At 53.9% G+C, this 18,356-nt stretch carries 18 protein-coding genes; 10 read left to right on the top strand and 8 right to left on the bottom strand.

What is annotated here, in order from left to right; all coding sequences use genetic code 11:
• Window positions 1–66: 66 nt before the first annotated feature.
• The 6 genes from V2P20_RS10215 to V2P20_RS10240 form a co-directional block, all read right to left on the bottom strand.
• Complete coding sequence (locus tag V2P20_RS10215; RefSeq protein ID WP_331818096.1) at window positions 67–621, bottom strand: hypothetical protein; 555 nt, start codon at window positions 619–621, stop codon at window positions 67–69.
• On the bottom strand, window positions 618–1,838 hold the full coding sequence (locus V2P20_RS10220) for a type II secretion system F family protein (RefSeq protein WP_331818097.1): 1,221 nt from the start codon (window positions 1,836–1,838) through the stop codon (window positions 618–620). Before V2P20_RS10220 ends, V2P20_RS10215 begins: the two co-directional genes overlap by 4 nt.
• Window positions 1,839–1,887: 49 nt before the next feature.
• Window positions 1,888–3,675 (bottom strand): ATPase, T2SS/T4P/T4SS family, encoded by a 1,788-nt coding sequence (locus V2P20_RS10225; protein WP_331818098.1) that lies wholly within the window; start codon window positions 3,673–3,675, stop codon window positions 1,888–1,890.
• Window positions 3,676–3,845: 170 nt separating this feature from the next.
• Window positions 3,846–4,553, bottom strand: a complete 708-nt coding sequence (locus tag V2P20_RS10230; protein WP_331818099.1) for a hypothetical protein — start codon at window positions 4,551–4,553, stop codon at window positions 3,846–3,848.
• Window positions 4,554–4,568: 15 nt separating this feature from the next.
• Window positions 4,569–5,954, bottom strand: coding sequence for a hypothetical protein (locus V2P20_RS10235; protein WP_331818100.1), 1,386 nt, complete (start codon window positions 5,952–5,954; stop codon window positions 4,569–4,571).
• A 451-nt stretch (window positions 5,955–6,405) separates the two neighbouring features.
• Window positions 6,406–7,314: a hypothetical protein gene (locus tag V2P20_RS10240; protein WP_331818101.1), complete on the bottom strand. Its 909-nt coding sequence runs from the start codon at window positions 7,312–7,314 to the stop codon at window positions 6,406–6,408.
• Window positions 7,315–8,094: 780 nt separating this feature from the next.
• Here V2P20_RS10240 and V2P20_RS10245 point away from each other — a divergent pair.
• From V2P20_RS10245 to V2P20_RS10255, 3 genes are all read left to right on the top strand, one after another.
• The gene (locus V2P20_RS10245; protein ID WP_331818102.1) at window positions 8,095–8,490 is read left to right on the top strand and encodes a hypothetical protein; all 396 of its coding nucleotides are present in this window, start codon (window positions 8,095–8,097) and stop codon (window positions 8,488–8,490) included.
• Window positions 8,491–8,561: 71 nt separating this feature from the next.
• Entirely contained in the window at window positions 8,562–9,053 is a 492-nt protein-coding gene (locus V2P20_RS10250) for a macro domain-containing protein (protein WP_331818103.1), read from the top strand.
• A 57-nt stretch (window positions 9,054–9,110) separates the two neighbouring features.
• Window positions 9,111–9,500, top strand: coding sequence for a VOC family protein (locus V2P20_RS10255; protein WP_331818104.1), 390 nt, complete (start codon window positions 9,111–9,113; stop codon window positions 9,498–9,500).
• A gap of 357 nt (window positions 9,501–9,857) precedes the next feature.
• Here V2P20_RS10255 and V2P20_RS10260 read toward each other — a convergent pair whose 3' ends face one another.
• Window positions 9,858–10,733: a ribose-phosphate diphosphokinase gene (locus V2P20_RS10260; protein WP_331818105.1), complete on the bottom strand. Its 876-nt coding sequence runs from the start codon at window positions 10,731–10,733 to the stop codon at window positions 9,858–9,860.
• Between the two features lie 13 nt (window positions 10,734–10,746).
• On the bottom strand, window positions 10,747–12,372 hold the full coding sequence (locus V2P20_RS10265; RefSeq protein ID WP_331818106.1) for a thymidine phosphorylase family protein: 1,626 nt from the start codon (window positions 12,370–12,372) through the stop codon (window positions 10,747–10,749).
• A 58-nt stretch (window positions 12,373–12,430) separates the two neighbouring features.
• Here V2P20_RS10265 and V2P20_RS10270 point away from each other — a divergent pair, with 58 nt between their 5' ends.
• The 7 genes from V2P20_RS10270 (at window position 12,431) to V2P20_RS10300 (ending at window position 18,330) form a co-directional block, all read left to right on the top strand.
• A complete protein-coding gene (locus V2P20_RS10270) occupies window positions 12,431–12,988 on the top strand; it encodes a DNA-3-methyladenine glycosylase I (RefSeq protein WP_331818107.1) in 558 nt (185 codons plus the stop codon).
• A gap of 6 nt (window positions 12,989–12,994) precedes the next feature.
• Window positions 12,995–13,861, top strand: coding sequence for an ion transporter (locus V2P20_RS10275; RefSeq protein ID WP_331818108.1), 867 nt, complete (start codon window positions 12,995–12,997; stop codon window positions 13,859–13,861).
• 48 nt (window positions 13,862–13,909) lie between these two features.
• The gene (locus V2P20_RS10280; RefSeq protein ID WP_194970714.1) at window positions 13,910–14,350 is read left to right on the top strand and encodes a VOC family protein; all 441 of its coding nucleotides are present in this window, start codon (window positions 13,910–13,912) and stop codon (window positions 14,348–14,350) included.
• Window positions 14,351–14,750: 400 nt separating this feature from the next.
• The gene (locus V2P20_RS10285) at window positions 14,751–16,166 is read left to right on the top strand and encodes a DUF6861 domain-containing protein (protein WP_331818109.1); all 1,416 of its coding nucleotides are present in this window, start codon (window positions 14,751–14,753) and stop codon (window positions 16,164–16,166) included.
• Window positions 16,167–16,219: 53 nt separating this feature from the next.
• Window positions 16,220–16,627: a hypothetical protein gene (locus V2P20_RS10290; RefSeq protein WP_331818110.1), complete on the top strand. Its 408-nt coding sequence runs from the start codon at window positions 16,220–16,222 to the stop codon at window positions 16,625–16,627.
• Between the two features lie 413 nt (window positions 16,628–17,040).
• The gene (locus V2P20_RS10295) at window positions 17,041–17,592 is read left to right on the top strand and encodes a hypothetical protein (RefSeq protein ID WP_331818111.1); all 552 of its coding nucleotides are present in this window, start codon (window positions 17,041–17,043) and stop codon (window positions 17,590–17,592) included.
• Window positions 17,593–17,817: 225 nt separating this feature from the next.
• Window positions 17,818–18,330, top strand: coding sequence for a hypothetical protein (locus V2P20_RS10300; protein ID WP_331818112.1), 513 nt, complete (start codon window positions 17,818–17,820; stop codon window positions 18,328–18,330).
• The last annotated feature ends 26 nt before the right edge of the window (window positions 18,331–18,356 follow it).

Genomic DNA, 18,356 nt, shown 5'->3' on the forward strand with positions numbered 1-18,356 from the left:
AATTAAATCGGGCGTTGCGGTCATGGGGATTCCGGCATCAGGCCGCGCTCATGCTGCAAATCGTCATCAGCGTAAAAAAATGGTTTCGTTGCTCGGGAAGATCCTTACCTGCACATGATCCTTCTGTATTTCCAATACCTGGATTTCGATCAGTTGATTTTTTTCGATAAAGGTAATCTTGTCGTTGACGCTTACCATCTTGGTCTTGCCGTTGACCCGCAGCATGGCGTGGTTCTTGCCTTTATGCATATTGCAGGCGCTGGCCGCCAGCGAGATGTCGGGCAGGTTCGGGGCGGCTGAAGCGTTAACCGCATTGCCCGCTGCAGGGGAGCGGCTGGTGACGTGTTTTAACGCATCCCTGAAGTTTTCGTTCAGGCGGGTCGGGTCCTGCAGCTCATCTTTTGATTGGTTTTTCTTTGCCTGCGCCTGTTGGTCGGACGGCTCCTGCGATTTTCTCAGCCGTTGCTCGAACTGGCTGGTGATGACAGTCGGATCGGGCAGGGCGTTCGTCGTTTCCTGGACAGGTGCGGCTGCCGGAGCTGCAGCGTCTTCTTGTCCGACCGACAGGGACGGGAAACACAACAGCCACAGCGCCGCCAGTTTAAGCGATGGCATCTTCATGAAGGGCTTCCTCCCGCGGCGGAAAACATGGCCACTAAAAAAGCGGCATAAACAAAGCCGACGAGACCGCCGACAAAAATGGTCATGATCGGCGCAATCATGCCGGTTAAGGTGGCGATAGCCTGCTGCAGCAGTTCATCGTGGTATTCGGTCATTTCAAACAGAATTTCGTCGAGCATCCCGGAGCTTTCGCCGATGCGCGTCATTTGCAGTAATAAAGGCATATAGCCGGATTCGGTTTCCAGGGGATCGGCCAGCGACGAGCCTTGCAGAACGCGGCTGCGCGCAAAGGCAATGCGGCTGGCCATGTATTTATTAACATGCAGTTTTTCCATCGTTTCCAGTGCCTCGACCATGACCACGCCGCTGCGCAGCAACAAGCCCATGGCCCTGGAGAACAGCACCGTGCCGGAAAGTCGCAGGACATAGCCGAACAGCGGCAGCTTCAGCGCCCATTTGTCTATCAGCCAGCGGCTGGTCGGCAAGTTATAAAGGACGATAAAAGCCACTATTGCGGCGATTGCGAAAACGGCCATGGTCAGGCCGTTGGCCAGCATCCAGTCGGAGGTGTCGATCAGCGCCTGCGTCACCGGCGGCATCGGTTTGCCCATGATCTGCAGCAGTTTTTTAATCTCGGGAATAATGCTGGTCAGCATGAAGATCACCAGGCCGATCGCGAACAGCATCGTGAAGATCGGATAGCGCAGGGCCGTGACGATCTGCTTTTTCAGTTTGCGGCTGGATTTGACTTCCTTGGCCGCCTCGTCCAGGACCGTGCCCAGATGGCCGGTCTGCTCGCCGACGTGGATCAGCTGGATCGTGAACTCGCTGAAGGCTTTGTGTTCAGCCAATGCATCCTTGAACGAGCTGCCTTGCTGGATGCGCTTGGCCAGTCTTTCCCAGGTAGGGCGCGCGCCGGCCCGGCAAAACTTCTGGGTCAGGCTCAAGGCGTCGAGCAGGCTGATGCCGCTGCGCAGCATGACCGCGATCTGGTGAAATTCATGTTCGATGTCGGATGAATTGAACGCGCGGTAAGCGAACGGGTTGAGGCTGAAGGATTTAGTGGCGCCGCTTTCTTTTTTGACCTCTTCGATTTTAAGCGGCAGCAGGCCCTGCTCGCGCAACGCCAGAATCGCCGATTCGCGGGTCGCGCTTTCGATGGTGGCAGTGCGCTGCTGGCCGCTGCGGTCGCGGGCGAGATAGGTAAATACAGGCATTAGCGGACCGCCGGATTGTTAAACAGGCATAAGTTCTCAATCATCGGCTTTACCATGACGAAGCGATCTGGACGACTTCGGAAACCGACGTGACGCCGGCGATCAACTTGGATACCGCATCGTCCAGCAGACTCTTGATTCCCGTTGCGCGCATTTTCACCACCAGTTCGGCCTCGCCTTCGCCTTCGGCAACGGCGCGCGCCCAGTCCTCGCGCAGTTCCAGCAATTCGTAAAGCCCGATGCGCCCCGCATAGCCTTTGCCTCCGCAGTAAATGCAGCCGGACGGGTCGTGGATTATCCGGCCGGCCAGTTCGGGATGGTTGATCGATACGGCTTCCAGTTCAGTTATCGGCCTGGGGATGCGGCAGTATTTGCACAGGCGCCGGAGCAGGCGCTGGGCCACGGCAAGCCGCAGCGCGGCCGCGACCAGATACGGCTCGACGCCCATGTCGGTCAGACGCGTGACGGTTGCCGCGGCCGAGTTGGTGTGCAGCGTGCCCAGCACCATGTGGCCCGTCAGCGCCGCTTTGATGGCGATATCGGCGGTTTCCTTGTCCCGGATCTCGCCGACCATGATCACGTCGGGGTCATGGCGCAGAACGCTGCGCAGGGCTTTGGCGAAACTGACCTTGTCGGCGGCATCCACCTCGACCTGCGCGACGCCGCCGATTTCGTACTCGATCGGGTCCTCGATGGTGATGATGTTGACATGCCGCTCTTCCAGCAGCATGCGGATGGCCGCGTACAGCGTCGTGGTCTTGCCGCTGCCGGTCGGTCCGGTCATGATCATCATGCCCTGGATGCGGCGCAGGAAGCCTTCGATCCTGTGCCTGTGGTCCGGATCGAAACCCAGATGCTCCAGCGTCAGCGAGTCGGTCTGCACGGCCAGAAGACGCATCGTGACGCGTTCGCCGTATTTGGTCGGCAAGGTGGCCACGCGCACGTCGATGCGCCGTCCGCCGGACACGAACTGATGCGAAAAGCGGCCGTCCTGGGGCTGGCGCTTCTCGGCGATATCCAGATAGGCCATGACTTTCAGGCGGCTGACCAGCTCGGCGTAAATGTTGGCATTGATATGGCTGTACTGCTCCAGTTGGCCGTCGACGCGGAAGCGGATGGTCGCACCGTTAAAGCCCGGATCGATATGGATATCGGAAGCCTGGCGCATGTAGGCGGCATAGAGCAGTTCGTCGCCGGTACTGACGGCGCTGGAGTTGGCCTCGGCGGTTTTGGGCAATGCCTGAACCTGATGGCGGCTGTCGCCGTAGACCTGCTTGAGTTTTACATCCAGCAAATCCTCATCGCCGGCCCATAGCTGGACGGGCATTTTCAGCAGCCGTTCCAGCAGATTTGCCAGCGACGCGTTTTCAATATCCAGGCAGGCGACATGCATGACGCCGTTCAGTTCGATAAAGGGCAGGGCTTTCTGCCGCAACGCAATATTGGCAGGCAGCTTCAGCGCACAGGCCGGATCGATGCGCGCCAGGCCGATATCGAGCAGGTGAGTCTGGGGATCCAGGCCGACGTGATCGATGTATTCCACGGCCACCTGCAGTTCATCGCCTTCGGGCTGCACCCGGCACACCCTGGCTTTGCGTGTAAAGCGCCGGTGCTGGGCCTCGATGCTGACCGTGAGTGTCTGGCCTTCTTCGATCAGACCGGGGTGACCCGCAATAATCAGACCGGCGCCGCTGTCGGATGCTTCTTTGACATCGGCATGGCTTACCGTGATGCCGTTTTCGGCAAACATAGCCGCACGCCAGCCGCTGACAGGCTGGCGCTCTGCGCTTCTTTGTTCGGAAGCAGGCCTTTTAAGCTCTGATGGGTTTTGTCTCATGTATTTATAGTTATTATCATCGCGTAGAGAGCGCTCGGATGTTCTCTACGTCTGTTTGTTATTCAGTCAGGATTCACGCCGCCTGTGGGGGCGACTTCAGTCGCCTTCTGATATGGGCGACTAAAGTCGCCCCCACACAGGCGTTTATAAAAAACGTGTGCCCAATACGCTTACAGCCACAATTTCAACAGCCACTCCTGTTTTCCGTCGCCCTTGCCGTAGGCTTTCATCGTCAGCGATACCGGCAGCGCTTTAATGTCGCTGTCGGCCAATGTCGCCAAGGCCCGGTAGGTATCCAGATAGGTGCCGGCGAAACGGATATTTCTGATATTGATGGCAGCCGCTTTAGGATTTTTCTCGTCAGGGGCGGCAGGCTTTTTATCCTTGGGCGCTTTAGCTTTAGGATCTTTGGCTTTGGGATCGGCGGTTTCCTCCGGCGTTAAAAGATCCTTGAGCCAGTTCCGCGTGCTTTGCAGCGATTTGGGCAGATTTTTGTCGCCCGACTGGTCATTGGGAATCTCTTCAAGTATCTGCAAACGGTTGTCGTCGAAGATAACGGTAATGCGGTCTATGGCGTCATTGGTCGAGCGTTCGGGTGATAAAAAACCGCTTTTGGCCGCCAGTGCCGCATGCAGGGTTTTGGATTCCTGTTCAAGCTTGGCGATCTCTTCCTCCAGCCGTCTTTTTTCCTGTTCCATGCCCGGCATCGCATCCGCGTTGATGCCTTTGCTGAACATCTCCATGTACTGTTGCTCGGCTTTTTGGGACTTTTCCGTGATAAAGCCGCTGATAATCGCAAAATAAACCACCAGCACGCCCAGCGCCGGCAGGATGCGTTTTAGCAATTGCTCTCGTTGTTGTTCAGGTGTCATAGTCATTCAGGCGCTGATCCGTTATTGTTTTTCCGGCTCATGATGAAACCCGTCGATGCCTTTGTCGCGCAGGGCGATTTCAAATTCCCAGGGGCCGCCGTCTTCAAGCAGGTTCATGTTCTTTTTGGTCGGCGCCAGAATTTCCCAGCCCAGATCCGCCAGTTTCAGCTCCAGATAACCGGCCAGCTTGTTGGTCGATACGGCGTCCAGGCTGACGCCGCGGATTTTTATGTCATCGTTTTCGGCGACGACTTCCTCCAGCACCAGATTCTCGGGCCGGCCCGAGGCAACGGCGGCCAGTAATCGCGAGGGACGGTGCTGCAGTGCCTTGATCATTTGCGGCAACGTGTCCGAGTCGCCTTTGAGCTTGTCGAGCTTTGTTTTCAGCTTGTCGCGTTTTTCGCGATTGTCGGCTGACGATTTGCGCAAGGCGGTCATCGAGGTTTCGACTTTTTTCAGGGCTTCGGCCTCCTGGGTGAAATGCTGGGTCTGATACAGATGCCAGCTCAAATGGCCGGCGCAGATCAGCACGGCTACGGAGCCGCCGGAAGCCATCAGCAACAGATCCTTGTTGAGCTTGGATTGTTGAATCTGCATCGGCGCCGAAGGCGGCGTTTTTTTTGCCAGTGAGACGGCCCATAAGGCCAGCCAGTCCGGCAGCCGTTCGGTATTGCCTAAATGCACCGAATATACGGTTTCAGGCAATAATTCGATCATGTCGTTCAGCAGGGTCTCTGTGTGCGGAACCTCGCCTTGCTCATGCAGCCATTGCTCCAGTTGCGTATGCCAATGACGGTAGTCGAGCGAGAACAGCTGCATGGAAAAGCTGCTGTCGGGATGGCGCCGCAAGGCGACCAATTGCCTGGACCAGCATTCCAGTCTCAGCCAGTCCTCGTGCTCCGGGTTGGCCAAAGATTGCGACATGGCGGCGGGATGCAGCAGGCCGCCCAGCTGGCTGCCGGCTTTTTTCAGGGCTTTGTGGATGTCCTCGAAATGCAGCTGGTTGATCTGGCTCACCCAGTACGTGCTCATTTCATCCTTGTTGCTGAGCAGGTGATAGGCCAGCTTTGCGTCCAGCGCGGACTGGCCGGTCAGGCCTTCCAGCTCGAATTGCAGAGCCTGCAGCAGCGTGGCTTCGTCAACGCCTTCCACCTGCATGGAGGGAATGGTCAGCAGGGCGATCGGCAGGCGCATGTACAGCAGCCAGACTTTGCGGCCGAACGGTTTGCCGGCGGCGATTTGTCCGACGCATTCGGCCAGCTTTGCCGTCGTCGGGCAGCTGAAGTTGATAGCGTCCATATCACCGATCAGCACGCCCGTCTTGTCGAAATCGACCCGAAAGGTTTTGGCCTCGGTAATGAACAGCAGGCTGTGAGCCGGGCGTTTTTTGAATTGGGGGAATTTCATGGTTTTTTAACTACAAATAAAACCTTAGGTTCGTTACAGCGAAAGAGGCGCAGCCAGGAGCGGCTGCGCGTCTTGATGCCCATACCGCTGCATTCTTCTGGAAAAATGCAGGGGTATGAGGTGGGTGAGGAGGCGTCCGTGGCCTCTTCATCCGTCATCCTTGGAAAACATCTCCTTCGATACTTTCCGTCATCCCTTGCGGAAACCGCCGGGCGTCGGTTATTGGGGTGCCTATGGGCCCGGGGTAGTTGAATTGTTTCTGTCTGATAGGATGGCCAATGCTGTTCTGTCCATCCTGTTAAGCCAAGTAGAGTGGGCACGAGAGGTCTATGTCCACTCTGCTTGGCTCTTGCATTTGCGGCGGATCGCTAACCACCGATCCGCCTTATGGATTAAGGTTGGGTTGCCGGACAGCATGGCAACCCAACCTGCGCTACTGATCCTTTAGGGATTAGTTAGCTGCTCCTCTATTTTCCCAGCCCTGAGCCAGCAGTGTGTTTGCGCCAACCAGTCTACCTGCTGTAGGAGTTGCAGGATCAGCAGGTGGCACGTTAGCTACAACACCCAGAAACTTCGCAGGTTCGGTCACACCGGGGCAACCGGCGGTAGTGTTATCTGAATGTACCTGCAAGATTGCAATGAAGTGGGCATAAGCCTGGGCGGGCCCAGCTTTGGCATCTTTAGGGAAGTATATAGGCGCGGCAGCCATTGTAGACTGGATCAATTCATTGTTATCGCCAAGACCAACGCCAATGTAGTCATAGCAGGTTGAATTATAAGCCATCGGATCGCGACCTAATGCTGCTGCCACATGCTGTTGTTGAGCAGTTACCGTATAGCCCATGCCCGCTATATCCGTGAAGTCAGCGTCGCTAACCTCTGCAAACGTACCGCCTTCATTACCACCCAGCATAAGCATATTCGTGCTTGTACCAAACGTTTTATTTTCGATAGTAGGATCGTTATTCACCGCCATGTTTATTCCAGACTTCGCAAGGGAAACAGCTCCAACAGAATTCGCTGCATAGGTAACTGGCGTGAACATCGCAGTATTGGCCAAACCGCAATAAACGTCACCTGCAGTTTGCGCACCGGCGCAAGAACCTGTTCCAGGTCCTACATTATCATTGGTCAATGTGTCTACATGCGGCGGCAAATGGCCTTTCTCTGACACATAACGCAGCATTGCGCTGTTCAGCTGCGCCACGTTATTGGAATTGGTGCTGTCATGGGTGGTCTGGGTAAAGCTGCCGACATATGGCACTAGCAAGCCTGCCAAGCCGATCAGAATCAACAATACCACCGTCAATTCGATTAAAGTCATACCCGCCTGGCGAGTCATATTGTTATAATGCTTCATGAAGGGTTACTCCCTATTTTTATTAGTTAATGATTAAGTTTAAGTTGCCATTAACAAAGTTGTTGGCGGCAGAGCTCGACCCTCTGCCGCCAACCGGGGGTAACCTTTCCCCCACCCTCCTAAAATACCTTTAGTTCGCCATCCCGGCTCTGCCCATCCTGGAACGAATTAACTCGCATGGTCACAATGTATAAAGCAATAGCTGTGCCATATTTGTAAGTTATTGATTTCAGAGAAAATACTATTTTTAATTGAAGGCTATTTTAAAAAACCCTTAAACGGCATTTTAAAAACTGTGTGAAATGCCGCACTACTGCGTGAAATGCCCTATTTTTTATAAGTTATATGTAAGTGTTATTCAGGTAGTTCTGTAAGCTATTGATTACAAAATGGCATTATTTTTTGGCTGAGGCATACCTTAAAAAAATTGTGTGAAATGCCGCATTTCTTGTAAGTTAGGTTTGTGCATGAGCTAATTCGCCACTATTAAAGCCAATACCCTCAAAATATCCGGGCTATGCGCGGCCAGTGCGGTAGGCTGGGTTGGAGCTTTAGCGGAAACCCGGCATGGGCGGCTCCGAAATGCCGGGTTTACCAACCCAGCCTACCGCTGTCAAAAACGGCGGTGCTCGGCGCGGCAAAAACAAGCTAATGCCCGCTATTGACATTCATTTATGACTTCGATCCCGTACTGAAAGTGATCCGATAGAGGCAAACCGGCCGGGAAAGCGCTATGATAATCCCGCACAATTTGTTGAATTTAACCGACAGGACAATTACATGAACAAAAAAGTCTTACATTGCTTGATACTGCTGGCCTTGACGCCTGTTGCCGCCCATGCGGAGTACCCTAACATGAGCCAGGAGCAAATGCAGAACATGATGGCGCAGGCCCAGAAAATGCAGGCCTGTTTCAGTCAGGCCGATCCGGCGGCCATGCAAAAAATGGCTGAGCAGGGGCAAGCTTTCCAGGCCGAGATTTCAGCTCTGTGTAAAAGCGGCGATCGCGATGGCGCCCAAAAACGTGCTGTGGCGTATGCGAAGGAAATGATGAACGATAAAGCCTTTCAGGTCATGAAAAAATGCGGCGAAGAGATGGCCCAGGCAATGCCGCAAATGAATATGGTCAAGGATTACAGCGATGCCAAACAAGGCCATGTCTGTGACAATCACTAGGGCTTAAGGACGGCCTGCCATCCATCGCCTCCTGAAGCTGCACAACAATAAAAAACTGTGAGAGGGTATTTATGATATATCAAGTCGAAGGTGATATTCTGTTGAGCAAGGCCTACGCCATCGCACACGGCGTAGGGCTCAACGATCCGATGGACAAAGGCCTGGCGCTGGCGCTGCATACCCGGCATCCGGCCATGCGCAGGGATTTCGAACGCTGGTGCCATCAGCACAATACCAGGCCCGGCGAAGCGTGGCTGTGGGTCGGGCCCGATAACGCTCATATCGTCAATTTGATCACGCTGGAAATCGTGGATTCTCCCGAGCATCATTTCGGCAAGGCGACGCTCAGCAATCTGAAGCATGCGCTGGACGCCCTGGTGAAAATCATTGCAAAAGAAAAAATACCCTCGATCGCCTTGCCGCGGCTGGCGACAGGCACGGGCGACCTGGACTGGGACGACGTGTGGCCGCTCATAGAAAACAGCTTGGGCGAACTTGATATTCCGGTGTATGTCTATACGACCTATCATACCGGTCAGCAGGCTCATGAACCGATAATTTAAACAGTGCCGGTAACTATTTATCCGCACATCCTTACTACCCTGGAAGAGAAGATCATCTTGCCTGAACCTATTCAATTAAAAATTCACCACGTCAGCATTCTTGTTGCCGATACGGCAAAAGCGCTGGCGTTTTACAGCGGCGTGCTGGGAATGAAAACCTGCGAGCGCCCCCCGTTGCCGTTTCCGGGCGCCTGGCTGCAGCTCGGCACGCAACAGCTTCATCTGATTGAATTGCCCAATCCCGACCAGGGCAGGATAGCGCCTGAGCATGGCGGTCTGGATCGGCATACCGCTTTTCTGGTCAATGACTTCCAGGCCGCCAAGCGTATTTTGGAACAGCAGGGCATTCGCTATACCTTGAGCAGATCGGGCCGCCCGGCCCTGTTTTGCCGCGATCCGGACGGCAATGCCGTGGAGCTGATTCAGGACCCGGATGTCGAGCGGTGAATTGACGGCTGCGCTTGGGTCGAATTCATTCGACCCAAGCGGAACGGGGTTTGCAACCCCGTTCCTAACGTTTCCATGATGTCTGGGTTAAGTGGCTGCTCTTGATCTGTGCGAAACATTTCGGACGGGGCAACATGCCCCGTCCGGCTCGGGAGAATTCATTCGACCAGTGCGAATGAATTCGACCTTACGCAAGCCAGCGTTCTGCCGGTGCTGGCCATGTCGCCAAGCGGAACGGGGTTTGCAACCCCGTTCCTAACGTTTCCATGATGTCTGGGTTAAGTGGCTGTTCTTGATCTGTGTGAAACATTTCGGACGGGGCAGGAATTCATTCGACCAGTGCGAATGAATTCGCACCTACACAATCGCTTTGACCGCATCGGCCAGCAGGGCGTCGAGGTTGATGCAGGACGTCGGATGATCGATGCTGTCCGTGCTCCAGATGGCTTTGATGCCGGCTTCGAGAATGTGGGCTTCGGCATCGCCGCAGAACAGCGGGTGCGTGACGGCGACATAAATATCACTGGCGCCGGCTGCCTTCAGCAAGCGGGCCGCCTTGGCCAGCGTTCTGCCGGTGCTGGCCATGTCGTCTACAATCACGACAGGCTTGCTGGCGTAGTCATTTGCCGGCAAAGTCATTTCAACGTGTCTGTCGCCCAGCCGTTCTTTGTGCGCGATCGCATAGTCGAAACCGATCTGCCGCGCGATTCTTGAGACCCATTGTTCCGATTCGCTGTCCGGCCCCAGCAGTACGGCGTAATCGAGCTGCTTCTTCAGAAAGCAGCCGATCTCATCGGCCGCGGTCAGACTGATCGCATTTTTGATCGGAATGGCTTGATCCAGTGACGCGATGCGATGCAGGTGCGGGTCGACGGTCAGTACGTCATCGAATAGGCCGGCCAGCATTTTGCCGATGATGCGCTGGCTGACCGCTACGCCGGGTTGATTGGCGAAATCCTGGCGCATATAGCTTAAGTAAGGCGCAACCAGCGTCAGGCGTTTGGCGCCCAGTTCGCGGGCCGTAGAAGCGCACAGCAGCAGTTCGATCAGTTTGTCGTTGGGTTGGTTGAGGCTGCGGCAGAAGATGACGTGTTCCGGCAATGACGGCGGCAGCTGCACAAAGCTCTCGCTGTCGGGGAAGTGGTGTACCGTGACTTCGGCCAGTTCGGCGTTCAGGCGGCTTGCCAGCCGTTGCGCCTGGCTCAGATAATCGGGGAAGGCAAGTATGATCATGGTGGATTCCGGATTAGAAGGCGATCAGCGAGGTAAGCGCCAGCTCGTCGCCGCCAATGGTGTAGCCGTTATTTTGCGCGGACAGATTCTTGGCGAAGGTGAAATCGGCCGGGAATTCGGCATGGATGCGGTACAAAACATCGCCTTTTTTTACCGGATTGCCCAGTTTTTTGAACAAGTCGACGCCGGCTCTTTTCAGCATGGGGGCCCCGGCAAGGCTCGCGATTTTAGCCATCTGGAAGTTGTCGATATTGGTGATGAAGCCGTCGCGGTCGGCATAGACTTCATGGCAGAGTTTTCCGGCATGCAGGTCGATCGGCTTGGAGCCTTGCGCCTGAATCAGCGCCTTCATCTTGGCCCAGGCCCGGCCGGATTCCAGGATGTCGCGGGCGATGGCATAGCCTTGGCCGCCGCGCACGTCGGGATCGAATTCGATGATCCGGCCGGCCAGCTGCAGGGCTTTCTGGCGCAGATCGGTTGAGGCGTCGGGATCATTCTGCAATACCTGCATGATATCCCGGGCTTCCAGCACCGGGCCTATGCCGCGGCCTATCGGCTGGCGGCCGTCGGTGATCATGACTTCCAGATGGATGTCGAGGCGGTCGCCGACGAACTCGAACAATTTGCGCAGGGCCAGGGCCTGGCGCATGTGCCGGACTTTGGCCGTGGGGCCGACGGGAATATCGATCAGCAGATGCGTGGAGCCGGCGGCAAGTTTTTTGGACAGGATAGAGGCCACCATTTGCCCTTGCGAATCGATGCCCAGCGGGCGTTCGACGGAAATCAGCATGTCATCGACCGGCGCCAGCCGGGCCGTTCCGCCCCAGGCCAGGCAGCCGCGTTCCTTGCGCACGATTTCGTGCATCTGGTCCGGCGACAGATTGACTTCGGCCAATACTTCCATGGTATCGGCGGTGCCGGCCGGCGAGGTGATGGCGCGGCTCGATGTCTTCGGGATCAGCATGCCGTGCGCGGCGACGATCGGCACGACCAGCATCGAGGTGCGGTTGCCGGGAATGCCGCCGATGCAGTGCTTGTCGGCGACTAACGTTTCGTGCCAATTGATGCGCTCGCCCGATTGCAGCATGGCCCGGGTCAGGTAGAATAGTTCGTCTCGGTCCAGGTTATTTTGCCCCGTGGCGACCAGGAAGGCGGCCATTTCCATTTTCGAATAACGGGCTTCGGCGATATCGGTCGTGATGCCGATGAAGTCATCCTGGCTCAAGCGTTCGCCTTCAATCTTGCGGCGCACGGCATCCATGGATTTGGGGTGTTCGGCATGATCGACCGTCACGAGAGATTCTTCGGCGACGTTCAACTGTGCGAACGCCTGTTCGGACAAGCCCAGCTGGTCCGGCAGCACGATCGACGCATCATCGACGACATTGAGCACGGCAACCACTTTGGCGCCATTGGCGCTGACCAGGATTTTGGATAGCGCCTGGAACCCTTCAGCACGGTAAATACCGCATTCGCGATGCATATAAGCCACGTTTTCATGATAGGTATCGATGGCGATACGGCGTATTTTCAGGGTGTCGGTGCTCATGGGTAAACTGTTCAGTCGGACGATGGGGTCGATGATGCGATCTGGATTGGCCGTTGTCAACAAACGAATGCGCGGATTTGGGATTTGCACAGGCCCCGGCCAGGGCCTATCATGCGTTTTACTTTGCTTTTTAATTTTGGGGAACGGCATGGAAAAATGCGCATGGGCACTGGCAGGCCCCCTGGAAGAACAATACCATGATCTCGAATGGGGCGTTGCCGTGCATGATGATCGGCTGCTTTTTGAATTTCTGATACTGGAAGGCGCGCAGGCAGGCTTGAGCTGGGCCACGATTTTAAAAAAGCGCGCCAGCTATAAAGAAGCTTTCGATGATTTTGATGCCGAAGCAGTGGCCGGTTACGATGCCATAAAAATCGACGAACTATTGTCCAATCCGGACATTGTCAGGAACAAACTGAAAGTGCAGGCCGCTGTCAGCAATGCCCGGGCTTTTTTAAAGGTCCGGCAGGAATTCGGTACATTCAACGATTACATCTGGCGATTCGTTGATGGCCGGCCCGTGCGCAATGCCTGGAAAAGCGCTGCCGAAATTCCGGCGGCGACGCCGGCATCGGATCTCATGAGCAAGGACTTGAAGCGGCGCGGCTTTAAATTCGTGGGCAGCACGATTTGTTATGCCTATATGCAGGCGGTAGGCATGGTCAATGATCATACGGTCGATTGTTTCAGATACGGGCAAGTCTGAGAATTCATGCGATTAATCAAAACATCAAAACCGGCCTATCACTATTATAATGACGGCGAGGCGCTTTCGCCGTGGCGGGAATCGCTCAATGAGGTTATTTTCGGCTCCGAGACGCCCTTGGGCAGGGCGTTCGACATCGGTTTGAGCATCAGCATCGTGCTCAGCGTAATCGTGATCATGCTCGACAGCGTCGAAGCTATTCAAAACCGGTACGGGCAAGCCATTTATATTACTGAATGGCTATTTACCCTGCTGTTTACACTGGAGTACGGATTGCGTTTGATCAGCGTGCGCCGGCCCTGGCTGTATTTCACGAGCTTCTTTGGTCTGGTCGATCTGGTTTCGATACTGCCCAGCTATCTGATCCTGTTGTTTCCGGGCGCGCAGTCCATGCTTGCCATACGCATTTTACGGCTGCTTCGGGTTTTCAGGATTCTCAAGCTGTCAGCCTACATGGATGAAGCACAAATCATGATGGCGGCATTAAGCAAAAGCTCGCGAAAAATCATGGTGTTTCTTTATTCCGTATTTATGATCGTGGTTGTGCTCGGCTCATTGGTTTATGTCGCAGAAAGCAGGGAAGCCGGTTTTACCAGCATTCCAAGATCGGTTTATTGGGCTATCGTAACGCTGACGACGGTCGGTTATGGCGATATTTCGCCGCAAACGCCGCTGGGCCAGTTGCTCGCTTCTACGATCATGATCATGGGTTATGGCATTATTGCGGTGCCTACCGGCATCTATAGCGCCGAGTTGATCAGGACGTACACAGAAGGAAAAGTCAGGAATGACGCCTGTCCCGATTGCGGGCGGACCGGGCATGATTTCGATGCCGATTATTGCAAATACTGCGGCCATGCTCTGGAAGATTAGCCTGTCACGGCTTAAGTTGTTTAATTTATTTTGGAGGAGTCTATCGCTATGCGTTATCTGCACACCATGGTTCGGGTCAAAGACCTGGACGAATCGCTTGATTTTTATTGCAACAAGCTGGGGTTGGTCGAATCTCACCGGATAGACAATGACAGCGGCCGTTTCACCCTGGTTTATCTGCATGCTCCGCGCGACGCCGAATTGGCCGCTAAAACCCATGCGCCGCTAATTGAGCTGACCTATAACTGGGATACCGAAGACTATGCTGGCGGGCGCAATTTCGGCCATCTGGCGTTTGAAGTCGATAATATCTATGAGACCTGCCGGAAACTGATGGATGCCGGCGTGCTGATCAACCGCCCGCCGCGCGACGGCCATATGGCATTCGTGCGCTCGCCCGACAATATTTCCATCGAGCTGCTGCAAAAAGGCCATGTGCTTGCACCTGAAGAGCCGTGGTTTTCCATGCAGAACACCGGCAGCTGGTAGTTAAAAATTCCCTGTATATTTAATCTTATGGTCCGCGGTCGGCTTCAGTCCGCGGACGATCAGAAGTTTCCTATGTCCGTCATTTCGAGAACAATACGATAAGGTGCGCTAGTTCGTAGGACGCTGCCGGCGTAAAGCCTGTCCTGAGCGCGGTTGAAGGGAGGCGCATCTGTCGCGATTGATGCGCTGGAGATTATAGATTGGAATGAGGTTCCATAACCCTCTGGGCGACACCGCCGGTACGTATTCATTCCAACAGCTGAGGCAGGTAAGAATGTTTGTCTTGGATATAACCGCTGTGCTACAGTTTATGCACAAGCTGTGCGTCTGGCAGCGGTATTTCATAGCGCCAGCTCTGTTCAGCAGTTAGTCGTAACACCCGTCAGTGAGAAGGACTTCCATGACCAATGATTTCCCCAAAACCCCTTACGATGCCTGGCAGCAGCAACGCTGCCATCCCAATGCGCCTGCCGGCGGAGGCGGCCCCGGCTGCTTTACCAGCGCGGATCCTTTTCGAGCCAGCAGTTCCGGCTGGCAAGACCTGCCCCATCCCGACTCGCCGGCGGCACGCTACCTGACACCGCAGGAGATCCGCGCTCCGGATCTCGCCGAACGGGTGCGGGCTGTCGTCCAAGCCTATACTCGGACTCTGCGCCTGGCGCCTGCGGCGGTTTACCGGGAAACCGGCTGCCAATTGGATCAGATTATTGACGGTTTACTGCCTGGCCTTCTGCAGATGCTGGCGGCGCTCGGCATCAGCGCCATGGCAGGCGCCAGCACCGGCGCGGCCGTCGGCTTCTTTCTCGGCGGCGTAGGCGCGGCGCCCGGCGCTATAGTCGGCGGCGAATTAGGCCTGGAAGCCGGCACCGCGCTGCTTACTTGGCTGGGATTGGGTTTTCTCGCGACCGCTATCGGCCAGGGCATGGGCGAGTTGACGGGTGTTCTCAGGCGCGCCATCCATTGTGCCTGGCATGCGCCGGAACATCGTTACCCGCCCTTCGAAATCGACAGGGCGGCTGAAGATATGGCCCGGGCGGCGGGCATTTTATTCCGCCTGATACTCCAGGGCCTGCTGGCTTATGTGCTCAAGAACGGCGCAGTCAGCGCCAGCCGGGCCGCGGCATCGACAGGCCAGGCTGTCATTAGGGGCAGCACCGGCGCTGCCGCCGACGCAACGCTGGCCGAAGTCTCCGCGCTGCTGCGGAACAGCAAACTGCCGGATGGGTTTGTCGTCTGGCTTGAAAAGAACTGGGAAGACCTGAAACGAAATCCCAAGCTGGTAAATAAGAAAGCCGATGCGAATAGTTCATCTCAAGCATCATCGCCGGTAACGACTCCATCTAAATTGAAAGCCTTGAAGGAAAGACAGGAGCATGATGATGTTACGGAAATTTCCGGTAATCAAAATCAACCTGTCGCTGAAAGATCCAATCATGAGAAAGCGACTTTAGGTGAACGAACTGCTCACGACAGGACGACGGGAAAAAACTCTGAAACGCGTTTAGCAGAAGCTTTGCGTGATGAGACAGGTCAACATTTGAAACGCAAACATGCTACCTATGCAGGCGGTCATAAAGATGGAAAAGTAGTTGTGGGTTGTTCTAGTAATCCAGCAGGATGTGCCGAAAACGACATAGCTCGTCAATTGGGTTCTGACGCTAATATGACAGGAGCAAAAGGTTGGCGAAGAAGTTATGAAACAGGTCAATTAGAATGGACCGATATTCCTGTTTGTACAAGATGCCAATCAAAATATAGTCGTGGTCAATTCCCCAGTGATATTAAGTATGATGCAGGTGGTGCTTGGAGCAAATAATTTTCCATCATCTTATAATCATCTAGAGCAATAATTAAATACTTGGACAAGCAATGAATATTCAAAAAATCAAAGATGAAATACTGAGTATTAACTGGTCTGTTTACAATGGACCTAAATACTATGACCCATATAATGTGGCAGATGCCTTAATTTCTTTGTTAGAACTAAAAGATATTAAGCAAGCAGAGGAAATTGGTCATAGAGTAATTTCTGCAATAGGCAATGACCATGCAGGTACGTATTACCCTGCTGTTTTGTCAGCTTTAGAGATTATAATTTCAATAGAAAAAGAGCCAAACAATAAAACCAGGAAAATATGCGCTAATTCAATACTAAATAATTTATATTACTTTGAGCCTGAAATAGGAAGTTATTCTGGATGTACAACTGCGCAACTAAAGGAGTTCGCAAATAACAAACTAGAAGTATACTCTGACGACAACCGTACAGAGGATTAAATTTTTTATTAAAAACTGCGGAATGAGAGCGCGCGGTAGGATGCGGTAAGGCGCGAACTGCATCGATCAGATTTCCATTGGAACTCGGTGGCACATGGTTAGGTACAGCAGGTAAAGAATTGGCTGCATTCCAGCCTCATGTTTATGTCGCGCGAGGGGGCACCTGAATGGGATAATGAAATCGATTTATCCAGCATTACGGCAAGAGAATAACGCGAATGATGCGGTTCGTGCCTTACTGCATTCTACCCGCCCCGTTAGGGGCTGTAAAGCCTGCCAAATATCTTCAGCCTCTATCCTGCGCTTTCACGAATTTAAAAGCATTCTCTGCCTTTGGCTGATATGATTCATTCCTTTTTGCCAGAATCCATGAAGAACAATTCTGGCGAAGACTGTAAATTATTGAGGCGCACATGCAAGAACTTACTAACCAAGAATTATACCAAGCCCTGGCATATGCCAAGAGCATCGACGAGGATACCGGCAGAAAAATGCTTGAGCAATTCCAGCTTGATCAGACCGCGCTCGCTCAGACTATTTTCGGTGTATTTCCAGCCCTTGTCGCCAAAGAAAATCAGGACATGTCTTATTTGTTCATGGATCTGTGTTTCGATGTGCTTTGCATCTTTCAAAAGGCTTTCGGTCCGCTGCCTCCCCAAAATGAAATGGATTTTGACTGGGCTGCAAAGCAAGCAGTGCTTATGGATGCGGAACTGCAATCGTTAATCCAGGAAAATCCTATGGATGACAAGCTCAGGGCTAAACTGCAGGATAGATTCACAAAACGGGCATTCGAGGATAGTCCTCAGATGGGCTTGGTGAAGCTCATGAATGAAGCGATTGACGATTACGCCTCGGAAAGCCCCAGCCGGGTTTCGGCGATCAAGCCAACCCAAACCATGATCGCTGTCGTAATTCGCCTGTTTGACAATCTTTATACGCAAGCGAGTAGCAAGGGGCTTTAAGCTGTTGGGCTGCAAACGGATATCAGTAGTTTTCCTATTGAGAAATACTGTTTGCTGAGTTAAACGCTAAACGATGGAGAAAACTTCTTCAGAAGCTGTATTCTGCCGAAATAATCGTTTAGCGTGATGAAGACACAAAATGCCTCACATCTGAAATGCCGTTTTGCAATCTTGTTGCTCTTCATGCTTTCGATAGGGTCGACAAATGGTTGTGCAGTACGTGTGGTGCCGCCGCGGCAGCTGAGTGAGCCGGTTTCCGTGTTCCTGCTGGATCATGGACAGCATTCCAGCCTCGTGCTTCCCGGCAAAACTGGCGGGCTGGTTCGATACTCTTATGGTGATTGGCAGTATTATGCCCTGGGGCACACCGGCCTGGTCAGCGGCTTTAATGCATTGTTCATAGACACGCCTGCAGCGCTGGGGCGCCGCGAGTTGCCGGGTCCGCAGACTGCGGCGAATGTACGCAGCCTGATACGCATCGGTATCGAGCAGCTATTTGAACTGCACGCAGAGTCATTGGATGTAAGCCGATTACGTGACGATTTGGATAATTTGTTCAATTCGGCGCAGGCATCGCGAATCTACAATGCGAAAATGGATCTGTACTTCGTGCCGCACCCTGAGCCCTATACGCTTTGGCATAATTCCAACCTGATGGTCGCGCGATGGCTTGGCGTCTTGGGTTTTAAGGTGCGGGGAAATCCGATAGCTTCAAACTGGAGCGTGGTCGATGACTGATGTTCCAGTATAAATATCTGTTTTTT

This window comes from Methylobacter sp. Wu1 (assembly GCF_036553575.1).
Classification (GTDB): Bacteria; Pseudomonadota; Gammaproteobacteria; order Methylococcales; family Methylomonadaceae; genus Methylobacter.